Below are 19,551 nucleotides of genomic sequence, written 5' to 3'. Positions count from 1 at the left end.
CTCTACACCAAAACTGGTGGTTACTGTCGAAGGTAATCAGATGCTGAGCGGACAGGAGAGCTCTTATTTCAGTCCAATCACTGCATGTAGGTGGATTAAAGGACAGAGAAGACGCTATTCTCCAGCAAATCATCTGAAATCAGCTGCATTTTAGTTGATAGCGGATCCTGTGTCCGCTGAACTTGTTTGGAGTCGTGTTTCGATCTGAATAGCGGTTCCACAGTCCGCTCAGCAAGATTAACAGGAAAAGCTCCTGTTATAGAGGCTGCCAGTAAATTTGAGTAGATCCACCCAGCTCAATGAATCTCGCTTAAACCAAGTCCCCTTAAATCAGCTAATGTGCTGGCGTTCTCGGCATCATACAATTTCCAGATCACTTTCAGACCTTGCAGACTTATGTCGCCATTAGTCAAAGGCAATTTTCGATCGCGGATACATTCGATAAAATGCATAATCTCGAACTGCGTTTGCTTGCCCGCTTCCTTCTCTTCCATCAGGATTGTCACATCAGAAGACGTATCTGTTGTCGCCCGTTCCTCTTGCATTTGCGAATGCAGATACAGCTTGCCTTCCGCACGGTTATATTCCAGCATTCCTTCGGTGCAGTGGATATGAATGCTGTATCCCAAGCGACTGCCACGGGCTCCCCATGTCCCCATATGATAGCCGAGAACACCGTTCTCGAATTCAATGACGACATTGCTTGTGCCCTCCCGCTCCATCCAAGGCGTGCCTAAATTGGTACCAAAGTGAGTACCTTTAATCGGCTTACCCAGGAACCAGAGCATCAAATCCACGTAATGACAGCCATGGCTGAAAAATTGCCCGCCTCCCAATCTCTTGGCCGAGGTAGCCCAATGCCCTTGTGGGGGATGGGTTAGCTGTTCAGTCCAAACCGACATTTGGAACACATCTCCGTAAGCTTTGGCATCGATCAGTTCCTTCATCTTTTGTACAATCGGCCAGAACCGGACGGGGTACGCCGTCATGAGAGTAAGATTCCGTTCATTGGATATTCGGATCAGTTCCTCACACTCTTCCTCCGTATTCGCCAGCGGCTTCTCCATAAGAACATGTTTGCCTGCTTCAAGACAACCGACTCCGACCTCATAATGCAAATCATGGGGCAATGCAATTAATACGGCATCCACATGATCAAGTAAATCGTGATAATCCGTTACTGCGATCGCGTTAGGCAGTTTAGCTTGTAATAGGTTTGCCTGCTTCATATCAATATCACATACAGCAGTGACATCCATAACTTCCGTCAGCTCCAGAAGTCCGTTAAGATGCGCTTCCGCGGTCATACTGCCGCAGCCGATAATTCCCATACGTAATTTAGTCATTGAGCTCTCTCCCACTCTGCTTAAAATTGTCTTTCATATCCTTATCATACGGTCTGCCCTGCGAATGATATTTATCAGACGATCCGTTTTTTTTGCACAATCGTGTTGTATTTTCGCAGTAAAATTTACTCTAATTGGGCATGCTTATATAAGCCGGATGTTCCTTCAATCCGGCTTTTTCCAAGTAGCTCTAGCACTCCACCTCTGCGTTAGGTTCTCGCAGCACCATTCACCTGATTAGACATATCGCTCAACGATCTCTTCGATTTTCTCCGGCTTCCCGCTTTTCAAAGATTCAATAGCTTGCAAAATCATCAGTGTGGAATACAAACCGTCAATATGATCGATTGGTGGAGGTGTATCATCGACTAAACACTTCTCGAACGCGCGGTTCTCTTCCAGAAATCCGGATTCAGAACCCCGATAGACGACTGTCTCTTTACCATCTTCTGCATACGTTAACGTGGTCAGTCGATCGGAGATCGTAATGGACTTATGCTCGGCAAACAGCTGCATGAAAAATTTGCTCGTAACCGGAGGGCAGCTGCAATCTCCTTGAATGAGCGTGCCTGCCGCACCGTTGTTAAAGCGGAATACCGCTGTGAGATTGTCGATAACTCCGCTTTGCTGATAATAATTCCCACCTGCCGCATATACCTCTATTGGATTACCTCCGGCTACAAAACGCAGCACGTCGGTTGAATGGCAGCCTTGGCTTAAGACATTTCCTCCACCCTTTACTGGATCATTAGGCCATATCCCTTCTCCCCAACGGCTATCCATCATTTGCATAACGACCATAATCGGCTGCGGAATCAATTCCTTTGCTTTCCAGAGCATGTTGTAATACCGCATTTTGTACGCCGTAAACAGCTTCTTTCCAGTCGCTTGTACCACCTCGCCGATTCGGGCACAATCCTCCACCGTCATGGCCATCGGCTTCTCCACCAGAACATGCTTGCCCGCTTGCAAAGCACGAATACATAAATCCGCATGTGTATCGTGTTGAGTAGTGACATAGATAACATCAATTTCTGTATCTTTGAATAGTTCTTCTACATCCGTCGTTGCCAGCTTACCGCCGAATTGCTCCAGCAGCTTCTGCGCGCTTGGCTTATGGACGTCACAATAAGAGATCGTCTCCATATGCTCCAACTCTTTGATGCACTCTGCATGCGTCCTGCCCAATGCGCCGCAACCAATAATTCCAACCTTAAATGAGCTCAATAGGGTCATCTCCATTACATTTAATTTTAATTTGCGATAAGCAGCTGGCGAACTCTTTGCGTTGAAGTGCCTTATTATTTTTGATGCAATCTGGAACGTGCCATATAATCGTCCAATCTCTCTATTTCAAACTCGCGAATAATATCTTCTACTGAGAACTCCTCTGTCTCGCTGGATAGAAGTACGGAGCCCAGGTAACCAGGGTCTGTAACCCTTACTTTCTTGCCGTACTTCTGCCTTAATGCTTCAAGCCGGCTTCTGTTATAATCCAGATGCACAACGGCGCAATCCAAATTAATCGTCGTACTCACGAAATCATAGTAACTGGACGTCGTACTCACCGCTTGTCCTACAGGAGAAACAATCGAGCTTGGCAGTCCCCCCGCAATCGCCCCTACGAAGTGAGCTCGGCAGGAATAAGCCCAGTATTGCTGCATGAATCCACCGTGAAACATCGATGGAAACAAGATTAAATCCATCTTATCGCGGACATATTTCAATCTCAGTTCATCGAAATTCAGATCGAAGCATATGGCAAAGCCGACACGGCCAAAATCGCATTCGATAACAGGCGCTTCTCTTCCGCATTCGATTTGGTTTTCCTCGATCTCGATAATAACAGGATGATTCTTGTTATAGACGCCCGCCACATTACCGTTCCGATCCAGCAGCTGAACGGAATTCCACCACTTGTCATCCGAATCAAGCCGAATAGACGGGTAGGCGATATAGCAGCTGTTCTGCTTTGCTAGTAAAGACAAGCTATCCCGTATTCGATTGCCCCGTACACGATAGTAGTTCTGTAAGGCATCCTCGGCTATTCCAGAGGGCATATCACAGCACTCGGGAAGCACAATCAAATCGGGCTGATCCGGCAGCACCTGCCCAATCCGCTGCGCGAGGTAACGCTCGATTTGCTGAATGCATGCCTCCGCGTCAGCCCCCGTCTCCACGACCCCATAGTGAAAATTAAAATTGCTTATCGTTACTTTTTTCAAGGCATTCACCTTTCTTATCCACCTATTGGAATTCCAAGGTTATTATCCTTTTACGCTTTAACTGCCCCGGCGGACAGCCCTTTAATGTAATATTTCTGCAAAAAGCCGAAACAAAGCAGAATCGGAACGATCGAGATTAACGACCCAGCCATCAGGACGTTCCATTGCCGGAATACGCCGGAATCCAGCAGCATCACCCCGATCGGCAGTGTAAACAAGCTTTGATCGCTGAGTATGACCATCGGAAGAATCAAGCTGTTCCATGAGCCTAGAAAATTAATCGCGGTAAGCGTCGCAAGGATCGGGACCGAGAGAGGAAGGTAGATCTGGAACAAGGTGCGCATGATGCCCGTTCCCTCCATCTTGGCCGATTCAAACAATTCATGCGGAATGCTGCGAAAATAATTGCGGAACAAGAAAATCGCCATTGGCGCCGCACCATTAATGGAGGGCATAATCAAGCCAATATACGTATTAAGAATGCCAAGGTAATTTTCGGTCAAATAGAGCGGCACCATAACCGTAATTCCAGGGACGAACATCATCCCAAGAAAGAGGACAAACAGAGCATTATTTCCTGGAAAACGCAGCTTTGCAAAGGCAAAGGCCGCCATGGAATAAAGCACGTTAATGCCGATCAGCGTTGAGAGCGTCACAAAGACACTATTCCAGAAATAGGAAAAGAAATTCAACCGGTTCCACACATCCACAAAGGTTTCCCAATGCCATCTTCCTACCGGAAACAGAGAGAAAGTACTCATGACATCCATCGGAGCTTTCAGCGAAGCCCCGACCATCCACAATAAAGGATATAGACACAAGGCACTCCACAGCAGGAGGATGCTATAAACAGCGGCCGTCTTAGCTCTGATCAATGCGATTCCCCCCGCTCTTATCCCGGAATAACTTCAAGCTAAGCAAAGACAACACAAACGTCAGCATGAACATCGTCCAGCCCATTGCGTTCGCGACGCCCATATCCCCATCCTGAAAAAATGCTTGTTGATACACGAGCACATTAACGACTTGCGTTGCGCCCGCCGGTCCGCCTTTGGTCATAATCCAGATCTGATCGAATACTTGCAGCGCCACGTTTAGATTCATGATGACCACAATAACCGTAATCGGTTTCAAAATCGGCCAAGTAATTCGAGTCAGCTTCTGCCAAGCGTTAGCGCCGTCAATCTCAGCAGCTTCATATAAGTGTGTGTCCACGCCTTGCAATCCCGCAAAAAACAGGATCAGGCTATGCGGAAGCGCCCCCCACACGATGGCAATGATAATTGCCGGTAAAGCCGTGTGAATTTCCCCGATCCAGCCGTTCTCCGCTCTCCATGAATCAAGACCGATGGATCCCAACAATTGGTTGATTGAGCCTGTTGGATCATACAAGCCTTGCCAGACGTAATAGATCGCTACCGAGGAGGTGACCATGGGCAGAAGGAATATCGTACGAAACAAACGCACGCCCCTGACGGCTCTCTCCAACAACACTGCAATAAAAAGCGCCAGCGGAATGACAATAACTACCATGGCAAAAGCAATCCACAAATTATTAACAAGAGCCTGCCTAAAAAATCCCGATAGAATGTAGTTCCCGCCTAACAAAAAATCCTTGAAATTATCCAATCCGGCAAATTTGGCGTTCCAGATTAACTGACCCTGCGGCAGACTAAAGAAGGAAAGCACAATTGAAAAAAGAACCGTAAACAAACCAATGACGATAAACAAACCAACTGCCGGTGCAATCAGTAAATACCCTGCAAGTGCTTCCCGCCTTGCGGCTTTTCGAAAATTCATCCGTTCCTCCTATCCGCAAGACAGAAAAGAAGGGGCGTCCCCCCTCTTTTTCTTCTTGATCCATTTGCGTTATGGATATTTCTTAAGGATTTTCTTTTTTATAAGCCGCTGCAGCCTTATCGTATTCCGCTGCCGCTTCTTCAGCAGTACTGTTTCCGAGCATCACCTTAACCATTCCCGCACTGAAAACCTTCCAATCCTCCTTGAACACCTGCTGCCAGATCGCCGAATTTTCCGACCACCAGTTGCTCTCGCTGCTAAGCGATGCGGCCATCGCTTGAAGAGAAGAATTGAGCTTGCTTCCATCTTTAATCTGCACCGACGGTAAATCGTATGCATGGTTCGCGTACAGAACCTGACCTTCCTCCGACGTCAGGAACTTAACGAATTCAATTGCCGCATCCTTATTCGGGCTTTCATTATTGACGACCATTTGAACAAGCGGGAACGGGGATACTTTCGCATCCGGTACGACTGAACCCTTGAACGCGGGTACCCTGAAGCTGAACACATCATCCGCATTCATCCCGATTGCGGTAAGGTTCGCATAGGTGAATGTGCCTCCCAGGCTGAATGCTGCTTTCCCTTGAGCGAATGCTTGATCCGCAGGATCGATATCCAAAGAGGCCGCACCCGGTAACAACAACCCGCCCTTCGTTAAATCCTCGATGAATTTCAACGCCCATATATGCTTTGGATCGGACATCTTTTCTTCCCTGTTCATGAACTTCGTGAAAGATTCTTCACCATTCTTCATATAATCAATCAGATTGAGGAACCATGCATTATAGACGCCGCCAACGTTGCCGCTGAACACAAATCCTGGAGTACCCGTCTTTTCCTTCACCGTTTTCATCATGGATACCCATTCTTCAAACGTAGCCGGCTCTTTGGCTTCCAAACCTGCCTGTTCCACAAGCTTCTTATTTCCATAGATCATATAGAACGCGCCTACGTCGATGGGAATGCCATAGACTTGACCCGGTTTCGTCGCTTTCTGCCAGTCGCTTGCTTTATCGTCCTTTGCCCATGCGTCGATATTGGCCTGAGCAACAGTAATGCCGGACAGTGCTGCCGGAAGAAACCCATTCTTCCATGCCTCATCCTTGCTTAGCTCGCCACTCCATTCGTAAGCCTTGCCATCGAATGCACGATAGGCAGGAGAGGCATCCGTCGCCCATATATCCGGCAAGCTTGAAGCAGCGGCAGAAGCAATGAGTTTCTGGCTGTAAGCAGCGTCCGGAGTTGTTGTTTGCGTCTCGACCGTAATGCCGGTTTTCTCTTTAAACGCATCGGCTACCGCTTTGAAACCTGGATCGAACGAAACCTTCCAATGCCATAAAGTCAGCTTCACATCGCTTTTGGGTGGATCGCTTTGCTCACTCGTTGCTTCCGAAGGCTTGCTGTTTGGTTTTTCATTAACCGAATTTCCACTTCCACAGGCAGCAAGAGCGAATACCATGGTAAGACCTGCAATGATTGCGATCAATTTAACCCGTCGATTTGCTTGGTTCATGACTCGACACACCCTCCAAGTATAATTTTGACTTCACCTAGCCGGTATCTTCTTACAAATCTGGTTTGCTGCTCCCCCAACTGTTTACGAACTTTGACAAACCATTCCTTCCTGCCTCGCCATTATCACGACATATATAGTGCCATGAGAGGTGAAGTTATTTCTACTTCAAATATAGCGTTTAATCACTTGGCTAGCTTTATCAATATTTCCGTTTTTTTTGCACTATCGCATCAAGGATAGGAAGAGAATATGTAAATAAATAAGCGATCCTCCCTATTACGGAAGACCGCTCGTTTCATGCTTATTGCCTAACTTGTCTGAGGGAATATTAAAGCTTTATAATGTTTGGAAAAAACTGTCCCGTCATATCCAGCGTAATCGGCAGGAATCTCATTAATTCGAACAGACTTCCCTCCCAGATCAGCCGACAGCTTCGCGGCAATTGCCGCCATTTCCGCCTCAGCCAGCTCTTCGAGCGGCAAGGGAGCCGGCGCTTCTCCGGCTAAATAAGGAAGTACGGTTTCCAATAGCGCTTGATATAACCGGCTGTTGTCCACCCTGATAAAATCCACTTGTTTTTGCATAACGATAGTAGAGTAGAAGGGCAAATACCCGTCCGTTTTCCCGATGCTGACGACCCCCTGCCTGCCGTCCTTCCAAGTCAGTTCGATCTGCCGCTGCACGGTTCCCCCCAGATAACGCACCGATTCGATACCCGGTCCAAGCAGCCCATGAAGCATAGCATAAGCATGGATGCCATAGTTGAACTCATCCACCGCGCAGCCAACAAGTCCATATACCCATTCCTCGTTGCCTATTTCCCGCTCTCTCCACTCCCTAACCTCGTTACAATACCGCAGCGCCGATCCACCGGTAATTACGGCACCCTGCTTGGCCCAGTCGATCATCTGACGTAGATCGACGACGTTTCCTGCAATCGGTTTATCGATGAACACGGCCTTGCCCGCTTCCACGAAAGGCTGCGCATGCCGCACATGCATATCCCAGTTACAGCTATGAATGAATACCGCGTCCACCCGGTCAACTAATTCCTCCAACGATTCGCAAGCAGCGTCAATCCGATGCTCGCGGGCAAACGTATCCGCATATCCAGGCGGATAGATCGTCCCGCTATCAAACACCCCGGTCACTTCATGCCCCAAGCCGCGAATCAAAGGAACAAAACTGCCGGGATGCGAAGTATCCAGGTCCACAAGACCGATTCTCAGCGATTTCATTCCTGTCGCCCTCCTTTGTTGTCCAATAACCTTTCGTAATAAGGGCTGATCTCAAGAGCCCCTCCCGAAATGTCAAAAAAACGATCATCCAACTTAAAAATACCTTCATTAGCTTCGGTCCATGCAGCGTTTGCACAAGGATGCCAACTTTTCATCCGATCCCAATTCCGATAGTTCTGACGTCCGTTCATTTCAATCGCGCCGATCGTTAATTCTGGTAAAGGGGACAGGTAGGAAGCCAACGTTTTGTTCCAATCCGCCAGTATCGGGCTCGCGGTCAGATCAGCGCAGAAGCAGGGCACACCCCGGTCGCGCGCAAGCTTCGCCACCTTCAAGCTCATGCTCATCGTTTTGGCAACAGGCTTAAGCGCAATCGCGCCGTATCCCATATCGATCCTCTCCTGAGCATCCCGCTCGTCGTGTACGCTTTCATCGGCCGCGAGTCGAACCGGCAAATCCGATACATCGATCACATTCGCCTCATCGAAGGGCTCCTCCAACAATACAATTCGTTCCAAAGCGCCGATCCGATCTGCATGATCCAGAAAACGCATCATGCGTTCTTTCCCGTCGTATCTGCCATTTGCATCCAGATAATAAGCGATTTTCCCGTTCCGGGTATAGGTCGTTTCATAGCGTGATGCAATGCGATGAATTTGCGACAGCCGTTGTTGGTCCCATTCCAGCATCTTGGCTTGATCGCCGTCACGGTCAGGATCGGCTCCGATTTTGATTTTCAGCAGAAAATACCCTTCCTGAAGCATCTGCTCGATCGACTCTTCGGATAAGCCATAAGCAACGACAGGGATGCTTGCCAGCTTCCGCTGTCGCTCAGACAATGCGGATCGGTACTTATCCGGCACCAACTCCTCAAAGCACATGCTCTTCCCTCTGCTGTATAAGCCCCACGCGGCATGATCCACAGCAACGAGCGCATTCAGCGCAAAAGTGCTCCGCAGATCAGAAAGCCCCACATGTTTCCGGCCATATTCATACACGTCCGGAAACAATCGATCCAGAAGCTCAAGCGGCGTATCAAATTCCGCATTATCCGCGAGCGCCAATGCGTATTGGGTCAAATCGGCCATTAGCCCGTTCCCGGAAGCCTCTCCGTAACGCGCGAATACCCGGGGGTCCGACCATAGAACGCTTTGAACGCCTATACCGATACTAAGCGCTCCGTCTTGCGCACGGAGTCCAGCGACAGACTGCCATAATTCCGTCAAGTAGGCTCCTTTGAATCCAAAGGGGGACAGAAGCGGCTCCTTCATAATCGCGTGCTTCGTTTCACTGATCCCGATCATCGTATACCCAACCTCCAGTTTTTTGTCTTTCACGCACAAACTGATGTATATCATTGATAATTACAAGTTTTTTACCTCAAATTGATGTATATCCTGATGTATTATTACCCCTATAACTTACCAATTTTCCAACTCTGATGTCAACGAATATCTTCTTGCTGTTTATCACACTCAGAACTGATGTACAATTCATAGCCTATCTATTATGATATACAGTAAAAACTGCAGAAGGGTTGGGCCTCATGGACAGCACTCACCTCCAAACCGGACGGAAATCGTTTCAACTCCGCCTACAACATATGATCGATCGCTTACGCTCCGACATTATGCACGGAGCTTATTCGCCCGGAGAATTATTGCCCTCGGAAATGATGCTCACTGAGCAATTCCAATTAAGCAACAAATCAGTTCGCAAAGGGCTCGATACGCTAGTCGGCGAAGGACTAATCGTCAAAATCGACCGGGTGGGCAGCCGCGTGACGGACATAGCCCCTGGTGCTGCCTTGTCGCTTTCGTTTGGTTACAGCGCCTCCATCGAGCGGGATTTTGTTCTTTCGTCTCTTCTAGATGATTTCCACGCCCTGCATCCGTCAGTCCGGGTCAAAGCATTGCCCCTGCGTTCTACCACCGATTACATGAGCACCGCAAAGGAATATATGGACAACAATCTACTCGATGCGTTCACGTTGAATAACCTAGACTTTCAACACATCGTTGACCATGGCTACACACACATGCTTGAACCGTTGACTCCAGATACGCAGGTATACCGCTTCACACAGGAAGCGTTCGTTCATGATCATGATATATTGGCCAAGCCGGTCATTTTCTCCCCCATTGTGCTCGCTTATAACCGATCCCATTTTCATGAATCGAATGTCCCCGAACCGGACGGGAGTTGGAAATGGGACGACGTCGTTGCACATGCAACCGCGTTGACCATCCCGGGCAAAAGGCATGGGCTATACTTCTACCTATTGTCGGACAACCGCTGGCCAGCACTCCTATTGCAGAGCGGCATGCGTTTCGAGCCTGAGCCTGACGGTTCGTTCCGCCTGAGCGGCACACGCTTGATGGAGAGCATTCGCCTTAGCAAGGAACTGATCGACAACCGTAATTTCTACCCCAGATATCTTTCCGAGAACAGCGACGATGTCAACGAACTGTTCGTGCAAGGAAAAGTATCTATGATCCTGACCAATTACATGTCCATTAACGACTTCAAAGATACGAATCTGGATTACGACATTTCCCCTTTGCCCTATATTTGCGAGCCACGTTCGCTTCTGAACGTGATCGGAGTAGCAGTAAACCGAAACTCGAAACAAAAGAAAGCGGTCATGCTGCTCACCGACTACTTGGCTTCACCCAGGGCGCAGCGGATCATTCGGGAGAAATCGCTCAGTCTGCCTGCTTTGAAACGTATAGCGGAAGCTCCCTTGGAACAATCCGAAAGCATGAATAGTATGAATCGCCCCTCCCGATTTTTTATGTTCCGTGAAACCATGGCCTCCTATCGCATGCACCGGGATTTGAATTTATCAATGGCCTCCTTCAACGCTTTGAGATACCTGTTAAAACAATATTGGTCCGACTTGATTGATGAACAAACGTTATGCGATCAGGTGACAGATTTATTGCGGTTATCGTAGAAGCCTAAATATGAACTTTTTTATTTACAAATCCTAAAGCGTCAGTTACGATTCATTTAATGAAACGTTGGTTTTGATAGATGAAACCTTTTGAGGAGGCGGATAAATGTGCAAGAAAATCGACAACCGTGGCCGGATATAGAAACTCCCACCGTACTGATCGACCTCGATACTTTGGATCGAAACCTAAGGCATACCGCGGAATTGGCGCGCCAGGCCGGTGTAAAGCTGCGACCGCATTTCAAGACGCATAAAAGCATTTGGATCGCCAAAGAGCAGATCCGTTACGGCGCTTGCGGGATCACGGTTGCCAAGCTGGGGGAGGCCGAGGTGTTAGCGGATGCAGGCATCGCCGACTTTCTCGTCGCTTTTCCAATCGTTGGCGAGGTGAAGCTAAGAAGATTGGCTAAGCTGATGGAGCGTGCCAACGTCATAGTCAGCACCGATAACGTACAAGTAGCACAAGGACTCTCCCACTTAGGGCGCTCGATCGGCAAGGACATCAAGCTGTATATCGATGTCAATACCGGATTGAACCGCTGCGGGAAAGAGCCAGGGGAAGAAACGGTCCAGCTCGTTCAAGAGATTGCAAGCCTCCCTTATGTGCATGTGGTCGGGTTAATGACGCACGGTGGATTTGCCTACGGAAAAAAAACGCAGGAACAAGTACGGGATGCAGCCCGGGTTGAAGCGGAAGGCCTTGTCCGCACCAAGCAGCTGCTCGAACAATCAGGGATTCTAATCGAAGAAATCAGTGTCGGTTCCACGCCTACTTCCAAATTTATTGGCGAAATTGACGGTGTGACGGAAATTCGCCCGGGAGCGTACGTATTCGGAGACATCGCGCAGCTTGCGATTGGTGTGATCACAGCCGAAGAATGCGCCATGCACGTGTTGGCCACGGTTGTCAGCACCCCGCGGAAGGGAACCGCAATCATCGATGCCGGTTCGAAAACATTCAGCAGCGACGCCAGTGTGCATGTGCCCGGGTATGGCACTTTGCGTGATTACCCGGACGTTTATGTGGAGCGGCTGAGCGAGGAACACGGTATCTTGCACCTGCCAGAAGGCGTCCAATTCGAAATTGGCGACCAGCTGCTGTTTCTGCCGAATCACTGCTGCACAACGACGAACCTGCACAATGAGCTGCAAGGCGTTCGTGGAGATCAGGTAGACCGTATAATTAGCGTCGATGCGCGAGGTAAGGTTCGTTAACTATTTATTGAGATCGAAAGGATGATTATTCTATGTCTAAAGCTATCCATGTTGAAAATGCACCGCAGTTTCCACTGCCGTTCTCTCACGCTATCCGCTCCGGCGATTTTGTATATGTATCTGGTCAAGTGGGTGTTGACCCTGTAACGAGAGAGCTCGCAGGGGATACGATTGAAGCGCAAACCCGGCAGTGCCTGCGCAATATTGAAATCATACTCGAGAAGGCCGGGCTGACGCTTGACCATGTAATCAAATCCAATGCTTTTGTCAGTCGAAGCGAAGACTTCCCAGGCTACAATAAGACGTACGCAGAGGTGTTTAACTCGCCTTATCCGGCCAGAACGACCGCTCCAGTCGACTTGGGCGCCTATTTGGTGGAAATCGACGTAATTGCATTCGCTCCCGCCAAACGGGAAGAAATAGGCTGACGAGGGAGAGAATAGACCGTGCATACAAGCCGAGAGGAAATATCCCTATCGATTAATCGGTGGATGGAGGAAAATAAGCCGGAAGCACTTTCGTTTGCTTCCAAGCTGGTGCAAATCGAAAGCGTCAATCATCCTCCAACCGGTAATGAAGCGGAATATCAGCGTTTCATCGCGGAATGGATGCGCTCTCAAGAAGCCGAAGTGGATCTGTACGAGCTTTCAGAGGTGCCGGGATTGCGGGAGCATGCCGCCTATATGGATTCTCGCAGCTATGACAATCGGCCGAATGTTGTCGGACGGTTTTTCGGTGGCGGTCAGGGGCGGTCCTTGATGTTCTCCGGGCATGCCGATACCGTCTATGAAGGAACGGAAGCATGGACCCATCCCCCCTTCTCCGGGACAATCGATTCCGGCAAATTGTACGGTCGAGGCGCGTACGATATGAAGGGCGGCATGGCTGCCGCATTGATGGCGGTCAAATGTCTGCAGGAGCTTAATATCCCGATAGCAGGCAAGGTATATGTCGAAAGCGTTGTGGATGAGGAGCATGGAGGCGCCAACGGCACTCTGGCTGGGCGACTTCGCGGACCAAATCCGGACATGGCGATCATTCCGGAGCCATCGAACATGAAGCTCTATCCGGCTCATCTCGGCGGCGGTATCTGGAAGGCTACCTTCACCGGACAGAGCGGAATCGGCTTCGCAGGTGAAGAGCTGTTGAGTGCACTCGAAGCAACGATTGATTTCGCAAACCTTTTGCGTGCTTACGATGCCTATCGAAAGGAAAATCTGGAGGTACCGGTGTGGTGGGATGGGGCTCGGAAAGCGGAAGTGACCCTTATTAGGATTATGTCCGGAGACGTGAATCGCGAGCTGCAAGAGAAGCTTCCTGCAACCGGAGAACTGAATTTCTGGATTGAAGGCTATCCGGGAATGACCGGAGAGGACATTATCGCGGATCTATGGACATTTTACGAAGCTCAGCTTTCTAACTATCCGTTGCTGCAAAAGTGCAAACCGCAGATTCAGCCCTTAATCCGCTATTTGTCCGCCAGTGAAATGAAGAACGACGACAAGACCGCTCAGTTTCTGGAGCTGACTGCAGGTTGCGGCGTAAAGGCGCTCGGTCACTCCCCGGAGCCTCCAACAGGGGCGCCGTTTGCCTGCGACGGTTTTATGTTTAACTTGTACAGCAATACGTCGGCGTTGATACTTGGACCGTGCGGCGGCAACGCGCATGCGGCGGATGAATTTCTCGATATCGCTTCTTATGAAGTTCTGATTCGATGGTATGCTGAAATGATTATCGATTGGTGCGGGCTCTTAGAAGAAGACGTGTAGGTCGTTCACACAAACCTATAAAAGCGAACAGGGGAGGTTTATAGGTTGAGACTAGTAGATAAAGTAGTGCTCGTAACGGGAGGATCTCAAGGAATTGGCCGGGCAATTGCTGTCCGGTTTGCGGCTGAAGGCGCGAAGGTCGCTGTTGCTGGTCTCGGTAAAGAAGGCCTTGAAGAGACTGCAGCTTATATAACTGACCTTGGAAGCCAAGCGATCGCGATCGAAGCGGATGTACGGTACCGGGCAGATGTGGATCGTATGGTCGATGATACCTTGCGAGAATGGGGACGGATTGATGTTCTCGTGAACAATGCGGGAGTCAACCGCACTGCGCCTTTCCTAGAAATTACGGAGGAGGACTGGGACTGGCATCTGGACATTAACCTGAAGGGAACTTTCCTTGTCTCCCAACGCGCTGCCAAAGAGATGGTCAAGCAGGGAAACGGCGGCTCGATCATCCAGATGTCGAGCGTGAACGGTCTCTCGGCCGAAGCGGATCAAGCCCATTACAATGCATCCAAGGGCGGGATTAATTTACTGGCGATGTCGATGGCGGTGGAATTGGCGCCGCATGGCATTCGTGTAAACTCCCTTTGCCCCGGGTTTATCGAGACGCAGTTGACGAAACCGCTCATTGACAATCCGACCGCCATTGCGGAATACTTAAAAACAATACCTATGAAGCGCGTGGGGCAGCCGGAAGACATCGCTTCAGCCGCTTTGTTCATGGCTAGCGACGAATCGCGGTACATGACCGGACACTGCATGGTCATTGACGGAGGTCAACTCATTAAACTCTCTTAGTTAGGAAGTGTAGCCTTGGAGAAAGACAAGCAGGATCGTTATTCGATCCACTCTATCGAGAAAGCATTGGATGTATTTGAGGCTCTATCCGCACAGGATTCATTGAGCTTGATAGAATTGGCGGAATTGGTGAACCAACCGAAATCATCGTTATACCGAATCATTCTGACTCTGGAGAAACGCGGATTCATCTCCCGCAGTCAAGAAGACGGCAAATACTGCTTGGGGTACAAGCAGCTGATCATAACGAAAAACTTGCTGGAGCGAAGCTCTTTACGCAATGCGGCTTTAACGGAAATGAACAAGCTGGTCGAAAAATACGGGGATACGGTCAACCTTTGCGTGCTTATGGAGCAAGAAATTTTGTACGTAGAGATCATTGAAGGAACCTATGCCCTTCGGATGTCGGATAAGATCGGTTCTAAATCCCCTTTCCATGCTACCGCAACGGGCAAAGCGATTGCAGCTTTTCTCCAGGAAGATCAAGTAAGGGATATGATTGCAGCTCAAGGCCTTCCCCGGCTGACACCTAACACCATTACCGAAGAAAGTTCATTCTATAAAGAGCTGGAACAGGTAAGAGAACAAGGCTTTGCGGTTGATAATGAGGAAATAACGCAAGGGGCAAGGTGTATCGGCGTTCCTATATTTGACATGTTTGGTCACGTCGCAGGTGCAATCAGCATATCCGGGGCCGTTCACCGTTTTCCGAATGAACAGCTCCCTGAGATCGCGGCATCCGTGAAGGAAGCCGGCCGCATGATTTCGCAAAAGCTAGGTTATCTCTCTGTAATGTGAATTCGTGTCCGCTGTCTTACCCCTATCAGCCTGCTGCCCAGTCATATACGGACCGATATGGCTGTATTTGCCGCCGGACAGCAGACGGATCGTGCGGTCCTCAAACTCCCAGCCGATGAATCGAAATCGCCGCCAGTAAAGCAGCTCCTACTGACAGACAGTCCTCGTTAATGGCAAACTTCGGATGATGAAGTCCATAAGCTTGTTCCGCTCCGGTTGCTGGTCCCGATCCCAACCAGAAAAAGCATCCAGGTACGTGCTGAAGATAGACGGAGAAGTCTTCGCCCGCCAATACAGGATTTGCTTCAACTCGATTTTCCAGGCCTAGAATAAGGTCGATCGCATCCTCGACATGCCGGACATTGTCATCATGATTGACAAGCACCGGCACTTGCTGCGTATATCGAAGCTCCGCTTTGCAGCGGTATGCCTCGGCCGTTTGGTTGATTAGCCTTTCCAGCCGTGACGGCATACCCTCCTGAACACTTCGGGAAAACGTTCTAACCGTCCCTGTCATCTCCACCCGCTCAGGAATGACGTTATAAGAAGCTCCTCCATGGATGCTTCCGACAGTGACGACCACCGGATCGAACGGGGAAATCTCCCGGCTGACCGCTGATTGAAGCGACAAAATGATCGCCGAAGCCGCAACGACAGGGTCGACACATTGATCGGGGATGGCACCGTGTCCGCCCTTTCCTGTTAGGTTCAGTTCAAATCGGTCGACCGATCCCATCAAAGCGCCGTACCGAGTGGCTGCCTTACCTGCAGGTAATGTAGGAAGATTATGGAGACCAAATATTTCGTCCACGCCTTCCAGAACACCCTGTTCGATCATCACCTGCGCCCCGGCATTGATTTCTTCGGCCGATTGAAAAATAAACCGGACGCTGCCGACCAGTTGATCCTTCCTCTCCGATAGCAGCTTGGCGGCTCCATATAAGATTGCCGTATGGGCATCATGTCCACAGGCATGCATCTTACCTGGCCTCTCGGAAGCGTATGGAAGATCGGTTTCCTCTTGGATTGGCAGTGCATCCATATCCGCCCGAAGAGCAATCCGCGGTCCCGGTCTGCTCCCTGTAAGCTCCGCCACGACACCATGCCCGCCAATGCCGCTTCGCACCTCAAGTCCCAGGCCGCGCAATAACTCAGCTACCGCCGCCGCTGTTTCGGATTCCTCGAAGCTAAGCTCTGGGTTTCGATGAAGCTTCCTTCGCAGCTCGATCAGCTCACGTTCGATCGCTTTGGCGGAAGGAAGCAGATCACGAATGGCTTTCATAGTCATTATCCTTCTCCTTCAGTGCAGAATGAGACTTCTTTTTATCTTTGGCCGATGTAATTCCTTTGGATATCTTCATCTTAGTATCCATGCATATAAAAGACAAATCTTTAAATTGTCTATAAATAGAGAAAGAAGCTCCGTTTCGAGCTTCCTCCCGGTTTAACTTCTGATTTTGCAATTTCACTGCCGCTACACGAAAATATTCCATGATGCTAGAGCTTGATGGATAGTGGGGTGTTCTCCCGGACGGACTCTTTGGCCAATTGCTTCTGGAGGACATATCTCGAGATGAGGATACTCACCTCATAAAGGCCGATTAGCGGTATAGCCACGATTAATACGGAAATAACATCAGGCGGTGTAATGAAGGTAGCTAACACAAGCAGCAACATATAAGCATATCGGCGAACCTTGCCAAGAAGAGTAGGGTTCAACAGCCCAATTCTCGTTAAGAATAGAATGACAATTGGCATTTCAAATAATAATGACAATGGCAAAATGATATTAAACATGAATGAAAAATATTGGGTGATTCCATAGGTTTCCGTTAGCCCCATGCTCTCATTAAATCCCGACGTAAAACGAAAGGCTAGGGGAAACACAATAAAATAGGCAAAGCTAAATCCGACTAAAAAGAGAACAATCGTATAAGGAATATATCGTAAAGTCGCTTCCCTTTCCCTCTCGCTCAACCCAGGTTTGACAAAGAACCAAAGGCGATAGAATGTAAATGGAACTGTCACTACGAGAGCGAGAATGAATGAAAAATGCAAGTAGATTCGAACGCCATCCCATGGAGCAAAGGCGTTCCATTGAATAGTTGAAGCCGGCTCTGTCTTTTTCAAATATTCCAGAACCGGACTTGCAAGAAAAAAACCAACGATCATAGTAACTACCAGTACAATCGTAATCCATATGATGTGCTTGCGAAGCTCTCCCAGATGATCAAATAGTGACATTGACCTATCCTTCATAGGATCACCTTTCCATTCCTCCCGATGACTTACCTTCAAGATTCTCTTTCTCAAGCTGCGCAGGGGAATGCAATTCTTCCTCAGCTATCATCTCCCTAGTTCCCTTTTTAAATTCTTTTAGCGTATTGCCAACTGCACGACCTAATTCGGGAAGTCTCTTTGGTCCGAAGAATAGAAGAGCAACGATTACCAATAATACGATTGTGGACGCGCTAAAATGTGGCATTGCAATCATCTCCTTAGATATCGATTTTTTCGAAACCTTAATCTATTACGGGAACTCTGCAATCCAGGAAAACCCTTCCACGCTCTCATTGTCGCTTTTTGCGACAATGACGGAACAAGAACAATTTGCTGCCTCGGCCCACTCATAATCGCTTTTTGCGACAATATGAGGGTCGAGGCGATTTTGCATAACCTGCTTCTCGTTTTCACATTTTGCGACGATAGTGACCATTTCCATCCGATTAGAAAGCCTTAGCGCTCCTGGAAGGATGTTACGATGCTCCCGCTGCTTAAACCAACTGGAAATTCGTCCTGAGCGCAGGGTTGTCCCATTCCTCGTCCAAGCCGAGTCCACGCAAATCTGCGATCGCATTATTTTGCTCGGCTTCGTACAGCCGCCATATGACCCGCAGTCCCTGAATGCTTCGCGGCCCGTCTACGATCGGCCGCTTGCCGCTGGCGATGCATTCGAGGAAATGGCGCGTTTCATGCTGCGTCATCTTGCCCGGCTCTTCGATTTCCATCACTACCGCGCTGCTCGAGCCCGTTTCCAGATCGCCTTGCTCCCGCTTCATATGCGAATACGCGTACAGCTTACCTTCGCCCAGGTGCATATCCAGCATTCCTTCCGTGCAATGGGCATGGATGCTGTATCCGAGCCGGGACCCGCGGGCACCCCATGTACCGAAATGGTAACCCATGACGCCGTTCTCGAACTCGATCGTCACGTTGCTCGTGCCTTCCTTTTCCATCCACGGGGTGCCCAAGTTCGTGCCCATATGCACGCCCTTTATCGGTTTCCCCAGGAAGCGCAGCATCAGGTTGATATAGTGGCAGCCATGGCTGAAGAGCTGGCCGCCGCCCAGCCGTTTCGCCGAATGGGTCCAGTGTCCTTCCTCGGCGTACGTCAACTGCTCCGTCCAGATGGACAGCTGGAAGATGTCACCGTACGCCTTGCTGTCGATCAGTTCCTTCATCTTCTCGATGACCGGCCAGAACGGAACCGGATACGCCGTCATCAGCACCCGGTCCATTGCTTCCGCCGTGCGGATCAGCTCTGCGCACTCCTCTTCCGTATTGGCCAGCGGCTTCTCCATCAGCACATGCTTGCCAGCTTTTAAACACGCCAGCCCCACTTCATAATGCAGGTCATGCGGGAGTGCGATCAAGACGGCGTCCACGTCATCCAGCATGTCTCGATAGTCCGTGACTGCTTTCTCCGCTTGAACAAGTCCGGCCATATGCTCCGCGCGTTCCAGATTGTGGTCGCAGGCGGCCGTGAAGGTCATGATGTCGTTCAGTTGTATTAACCCTTTTGCATGTCCGGAGTTTGCAATGCCTCCGCAGCCGATAATGCCTAATCGTATTTTTTTCATATACAACAACCTCTCGATGGG

General features: G+C 49.4%; 20 protein-coding genes. 6 read left to right on the top strand and 14 right to left on the bottom strand.

Features of this window, described 5'->3' with window-relative positions; genetic code table 11:
- Nucleotides 1-296: 296 nt before the first annotated feature.
- From EKN16_RS24095 to EKN16_RS24060, 8 genes are all read right to left on the bottom strand, one after another.
- Complete coding sequence (locus EKN16_RS24095) at nucleotides 297-1,346, bottom strand: Gfo/Idh/MocA family protein (protein WP_125663094.1); 1,050 nt, start codon at nucleotides 1,344-1,346, stop codon at nucleotides 297-299.
- Between the two features lie 237 nt (nucleotides 1,347-1,583).
- On the bottom strand, nucleotides 1,584-2,573 hold the full coding sequence (locus EKN16_RS24090) for a Gfo/Idh/MocA family protein (RefSeq protein WP_164522977.1): 990 nt from the start codon (nucleotides 2,571-2,573) through the stop codon (nucleotides 1,584-1,586).
- Between the two features lie 74 nt (nucleotides 2,574-2,647).
- Entirely contained in the window at nucleotides 2,648-3,580 is a 933-nt protein-coding gene (locus EKN16_RS24085) for a carbon-nitrogen hydrolase family protein (RefSeq protein WP_164522976.1), read from the bottom strand.
- A gap of 41 nt (nucleotides 3,581-3,621) precedes the next feature.
- Entirely contained in the window at nucleotides 3,622-4,446 is an 825-nt protein-coding gene (locus EKN16_RS24080; protein ID WP_125663088.1) for a carbohydrate ABC transporter permease, read from the bottom strand.
- The gene (locus tag EKN16_RS24075; protein WP_125663086.1) at nucleotides 4,433-5,371 is read right to left on the bottom strand and encodes a carbohydrate ABC transporter permease; all 939 of its coding nucleotides are present in this window, start codon (nucleotides 5,369-5,371) and stop codon (nucleotides 4,433-4,435) included. Before EKN16_RS24075 ends, EKN16_RS24080 begins: the two co-directional genes overlap by 14 nt.
- Nucleotides 5,372-5,453: 82 nt before the next feature.
- Nucleotides 5,454-6,887, bottom strand: a complete 1,434-nt coding sequence (locus EKN16_RS24070; protein ID WP_125663084.1) for an ABC transporter substrate-binding protein — start codon at nucleotides 6,885-6,887, stop codon at nucleotides 5,454-5,456.
- Nucleotides 6,888-7,198: 311 nt separating this feature from the next.
- The gene (locus tag EKN16_RS24065) at nucleotides 7,199-8,128 is read right to left on the bottom strand and encodes a Gfo/Idh/MocA family protein (RefSeq protein ID WP_125663082.1); all 930 of its coding nucleotides are present in this window, start codon (nucleotides 8,126-8,128) and stop codon (nucleotides 7,199-7,201) included.
- On the bottom strand, nucleotides 8,125-9,465 hold the full coding sequence (locus EKN16_RS24060) for an enolase C-terminal domain-like protein (RefSeq protein WP_125663080.1): 1,341 nt from the start codon (nucleotides 9,463-9,465) through the stop codon (nucleotides 8,125-8,127). Before EKN16_RS24060 ends, EKN16_RS24065 begins: the two co-directional genes overlap by 4 nt.
- 266 nt (nucleotides 9,466-9,731) lie before the next feature.
- On the opposite strand from EKN16_RS24060, the gene EKN16_RS24055 reads away from it, so the two are divergent.
- From EKN16_RS24055 to EKN16_RS24030, 6 genes are all read left to right on the top strand, one after another.
- Nucleotides 9,732-11,084 (top strand): extracellular solute-binding protein, encoded by a 1,353-nt coding sequence (locus EKN16_RS24055; protein ID WP_164522975.1) that lies wholly within the window; start codon nucleotides 9,732-9,734, stop codon nucleotides 11,082-11,084.
- A gap of 108 nt (nucleotides 11,085-11,192) precedes the next feature.
- The gene (locus EKN16_RS24050; protein ID WP_269462732.1) at nucleotides 11,193-12,299 is read left to right on the top strand and encodes an alanine racemase; all 1,107 of its coding nucleotides are present in this window, start codon (nucleotides 11,193-11,195) and stop codon (nucleotides 12,297-12,299) included.
- A gap of 32 nt (nucleotides 12,300-12,331) precedes the next feature.
- Nucleotides 12,332-12,727: a RidA family protein gene (locus EKN16_RS24045; RefSeq protein ID WP_125663074.1), complete on the top strand. Its 396-nt coding sequence runs from the start codon at nucleotides 12,332-12,334 to the stop codon at nucleotides 12,725-12,727.
- Between the two features lie 18 nt (nucleotides 12,728-12,745).
- A complete protein-coding gene (locus EKN16_RS24040; protein ID WP_125663072.1) occupies nucleotides 12,746-14,068 on the top strand; it encodes a M20 family metallopeptidase in 1,323 nt (440 codons plus the stop codon).
- A 45-nt stretch (nucleotides 14,069-14,113) separates the two neighbouring features.
- Nucleotides 14,114-14,872 (top strand): SDR family NAD(P)-dependent oxidoreductase, encoded by a 759-nt coding sequence (locus tag EKN16_RS24035; RefSeq protein ID WP_125663070.1) that lies wholly within the window; start codon nucleotides 14,114-14,116, stop codon nucleotides 14,870-14,872.
- Between the two features lie 15 nt (nucleotides 14,873-14,887).
- Nucleotides 14,888-15,670: an IclR family transcriptional regulator gene (locus EKN16_RS24030; protein ID WP_125663068.1), complete on the top strand. Its 783-nt coding sequence runs from the start codon at nucleotides 14,888-14,890 to the stop codon at nucleotides 15,668-15,670.
- 100 nt (nucleotides 15,671-15,770) lie between these two features.
- On the opposite strand, the gene EKN16_RS24025 is transcribed toward EKN16_RS24030, so the two are convergent.
- From EKN16_RS24025 to EKN16_RS24000, 6 genes are read right to left on the bottom strand one after another with little or no spacing between them, the layout of a single operon-like run.
- Complete coding sequence (locus tag EKN16_RS24025; protein WP_125663066.1) at nucleotides 15,771-16,958, bottom strand: M20 metallopeptidase family protein; 1,188 nt, start codon at nucleotides 16,956-16,958, stop codon at nucleotides 15,771-15,773.
- On the bottom strand, nucleotides 16,936-17,163 hold the full coding sequence (locus tag EKN16_RS24020) for a hypothetical protein (protein ID WP_125663064.1): 228 nt from the start codon (nucleotides 17,161-17,163) through the stop codon (nucleotides 16,936-16,938). Before EKN16_RS24020 ends, EKN16_RS24025 begins: the two co-directional genes overlap by 23 nt.
- Nucleotides 17,164-17,167: 4 nt before the next feature.
- On the bottom strand, nucleotides 17,168-17,914 hold the full coding sequence (gene tatC, locus EKN16_RS24015; RefSeq protein WP_232015989.1) for a twin-arginine translocase subunit TatC: 747 nt from the start codon (nucleotides 17,912-17,914) through the stop codon (nucleotides 17,168-17,170).
- 19 nt (nucleotides 17,915-17,933) lie between these two features.
- Nucleotides 17,934-18,155: a twin-arginine translocase TatA/TatE family subunit gene (locus EKN16_RS24010; RefSeq protein WP_125663060.1), complete on the bottom strand. Its 222-nt coding sequence runs from the start codon at nucleotides 18,153-18,155 to the stop codon at nucleotides 17,934-17,936.
- Nucleotides 18,156-18,200: 45 nt separating this feature from the next.
- A complete protein-coding gene (locus EKN16_RS33230; RefSeq protein ID WP_125663059.1) occupies nucleotides 18,201-18,392 on the bottom strand; it encodes a hypothetical protein in 192 nt (63 codons plus the stop codon).
- Nucleotides 18,393-18,444: 52 nt separating this feature from the next.
- Nucleotides 18,445-19,530, bottom strand: coding sequence for a Gfo/Idh/MocA family protein (locus EKN16_RS24000; RefSeq protein ID WP_164522973.1), 1,086 nt, complete (start codon nucleotides 19,528-19,530; stop codon nucleotides 18,445-18,447).
- Between the last annotated feature and the right edge of the window lie 21 nt (nucleotides 19,531-19,551).

It is taken from the genome of Paenibacillus baekrokdamisoli, from assembly GCF_003945345.1.
Classification (GTDB): Bacteria; Bacillota; Bacilli; order Paenibacillales; family Paenibacillaceae; genus Paenibacillus_Z; species Paenibacillus_Z baekrokdamisoli.
The sequence above is the reverse complement of the archived record's forward strand: the minus strand, read 5'-3'. Positions and strand labels throughout refer to the sequence as shown.

Bases quoted from the DNA above. Each gene is read 5' to 3' on its own strand.
- EKN16_RS24020 (WP_125663064.1), bottom strand. From the start codon at position 17,163: ATGGAATATTTTCGTGTAGCGGCAGTGAAATTGCAAAATCAGAAGTTA.
- tatC (WP_232015989.1), bottom strand. From the start codon at position 17,914: ATGTCACTATTTGATCATCTGGGAGAGCTTCGCAAGCACATCATATGG.
- EKN16_RS24010 (WP_125663060.1), bottom strand. From the start codon at position 18,155: ATGCCACATTTTAGCGCGTCCACAATCGTATTATTGGTAATCGTTGCT.
- EKN16_RS24025 (WP_125663066.1), bottom strand. From the start codon at position 16,958: ATGACTATGAAAGCCATTCGTGATCTGCTTCCTTCCGCCAAAGCGATC.
- EKN16_RS24055 (WP_164522975.1), top strand. From the start codon at position 9,732: ATGATCGATCGCTTACGCTCCGACATTATGCACGGAGCTTATTCGCCC.
- EKN16_RS24075 (WP_125663086.1), bottom strand. From the start codon at position 5,371: ATGAATTTTCGAAAAGCCGCAAGGCGGGAAGCACTTGCAGGGTATTTA.
- EKN16_RS24045 (WP_125663074.1), top strand. From the start codon at position 12,332: ATGTCTAAAGCTATCCATGTTGAAAATGCACCGCAGTTTCCACTGCCG.
- EKN16_RS24070 (WP_125663084.1), bottom strand. From the start codon at position 6,887: ATGAACCAAGCAAATCGACGGGTTAAATTGATCGCAATCATTGCAGGT.
- EKN16_RS24000 (WP_164522973.1), bottom strand. From the start codon at position 19,530: ATGAAAAAAATACGATTAGGCATTATCGGCTGCGGAGGCATTGCAAAC.
- EKN16_RS24095 (WP_125663094.1), bottom strand. From the start codon at position 1,346: ATGACTAAATTACGTATGGGAATTATCGGCTGCGGCAGTATGACCGCG.
- EKN16_RS24065 (WP_125663082.1), bottom strand. From the start codon at position 8,128: ATGAAATCGCTGAGAATCGGTCTTGTGGACCTGGATACTTCGCATCCC.
- EKN16_RS33230 (WP_125663059.1), bottom strand. From the start codon at position 18,392: ATGGAAATGGTCACTATCGTCGCAAAATGTGAAAACGAGAAGCAGGTT.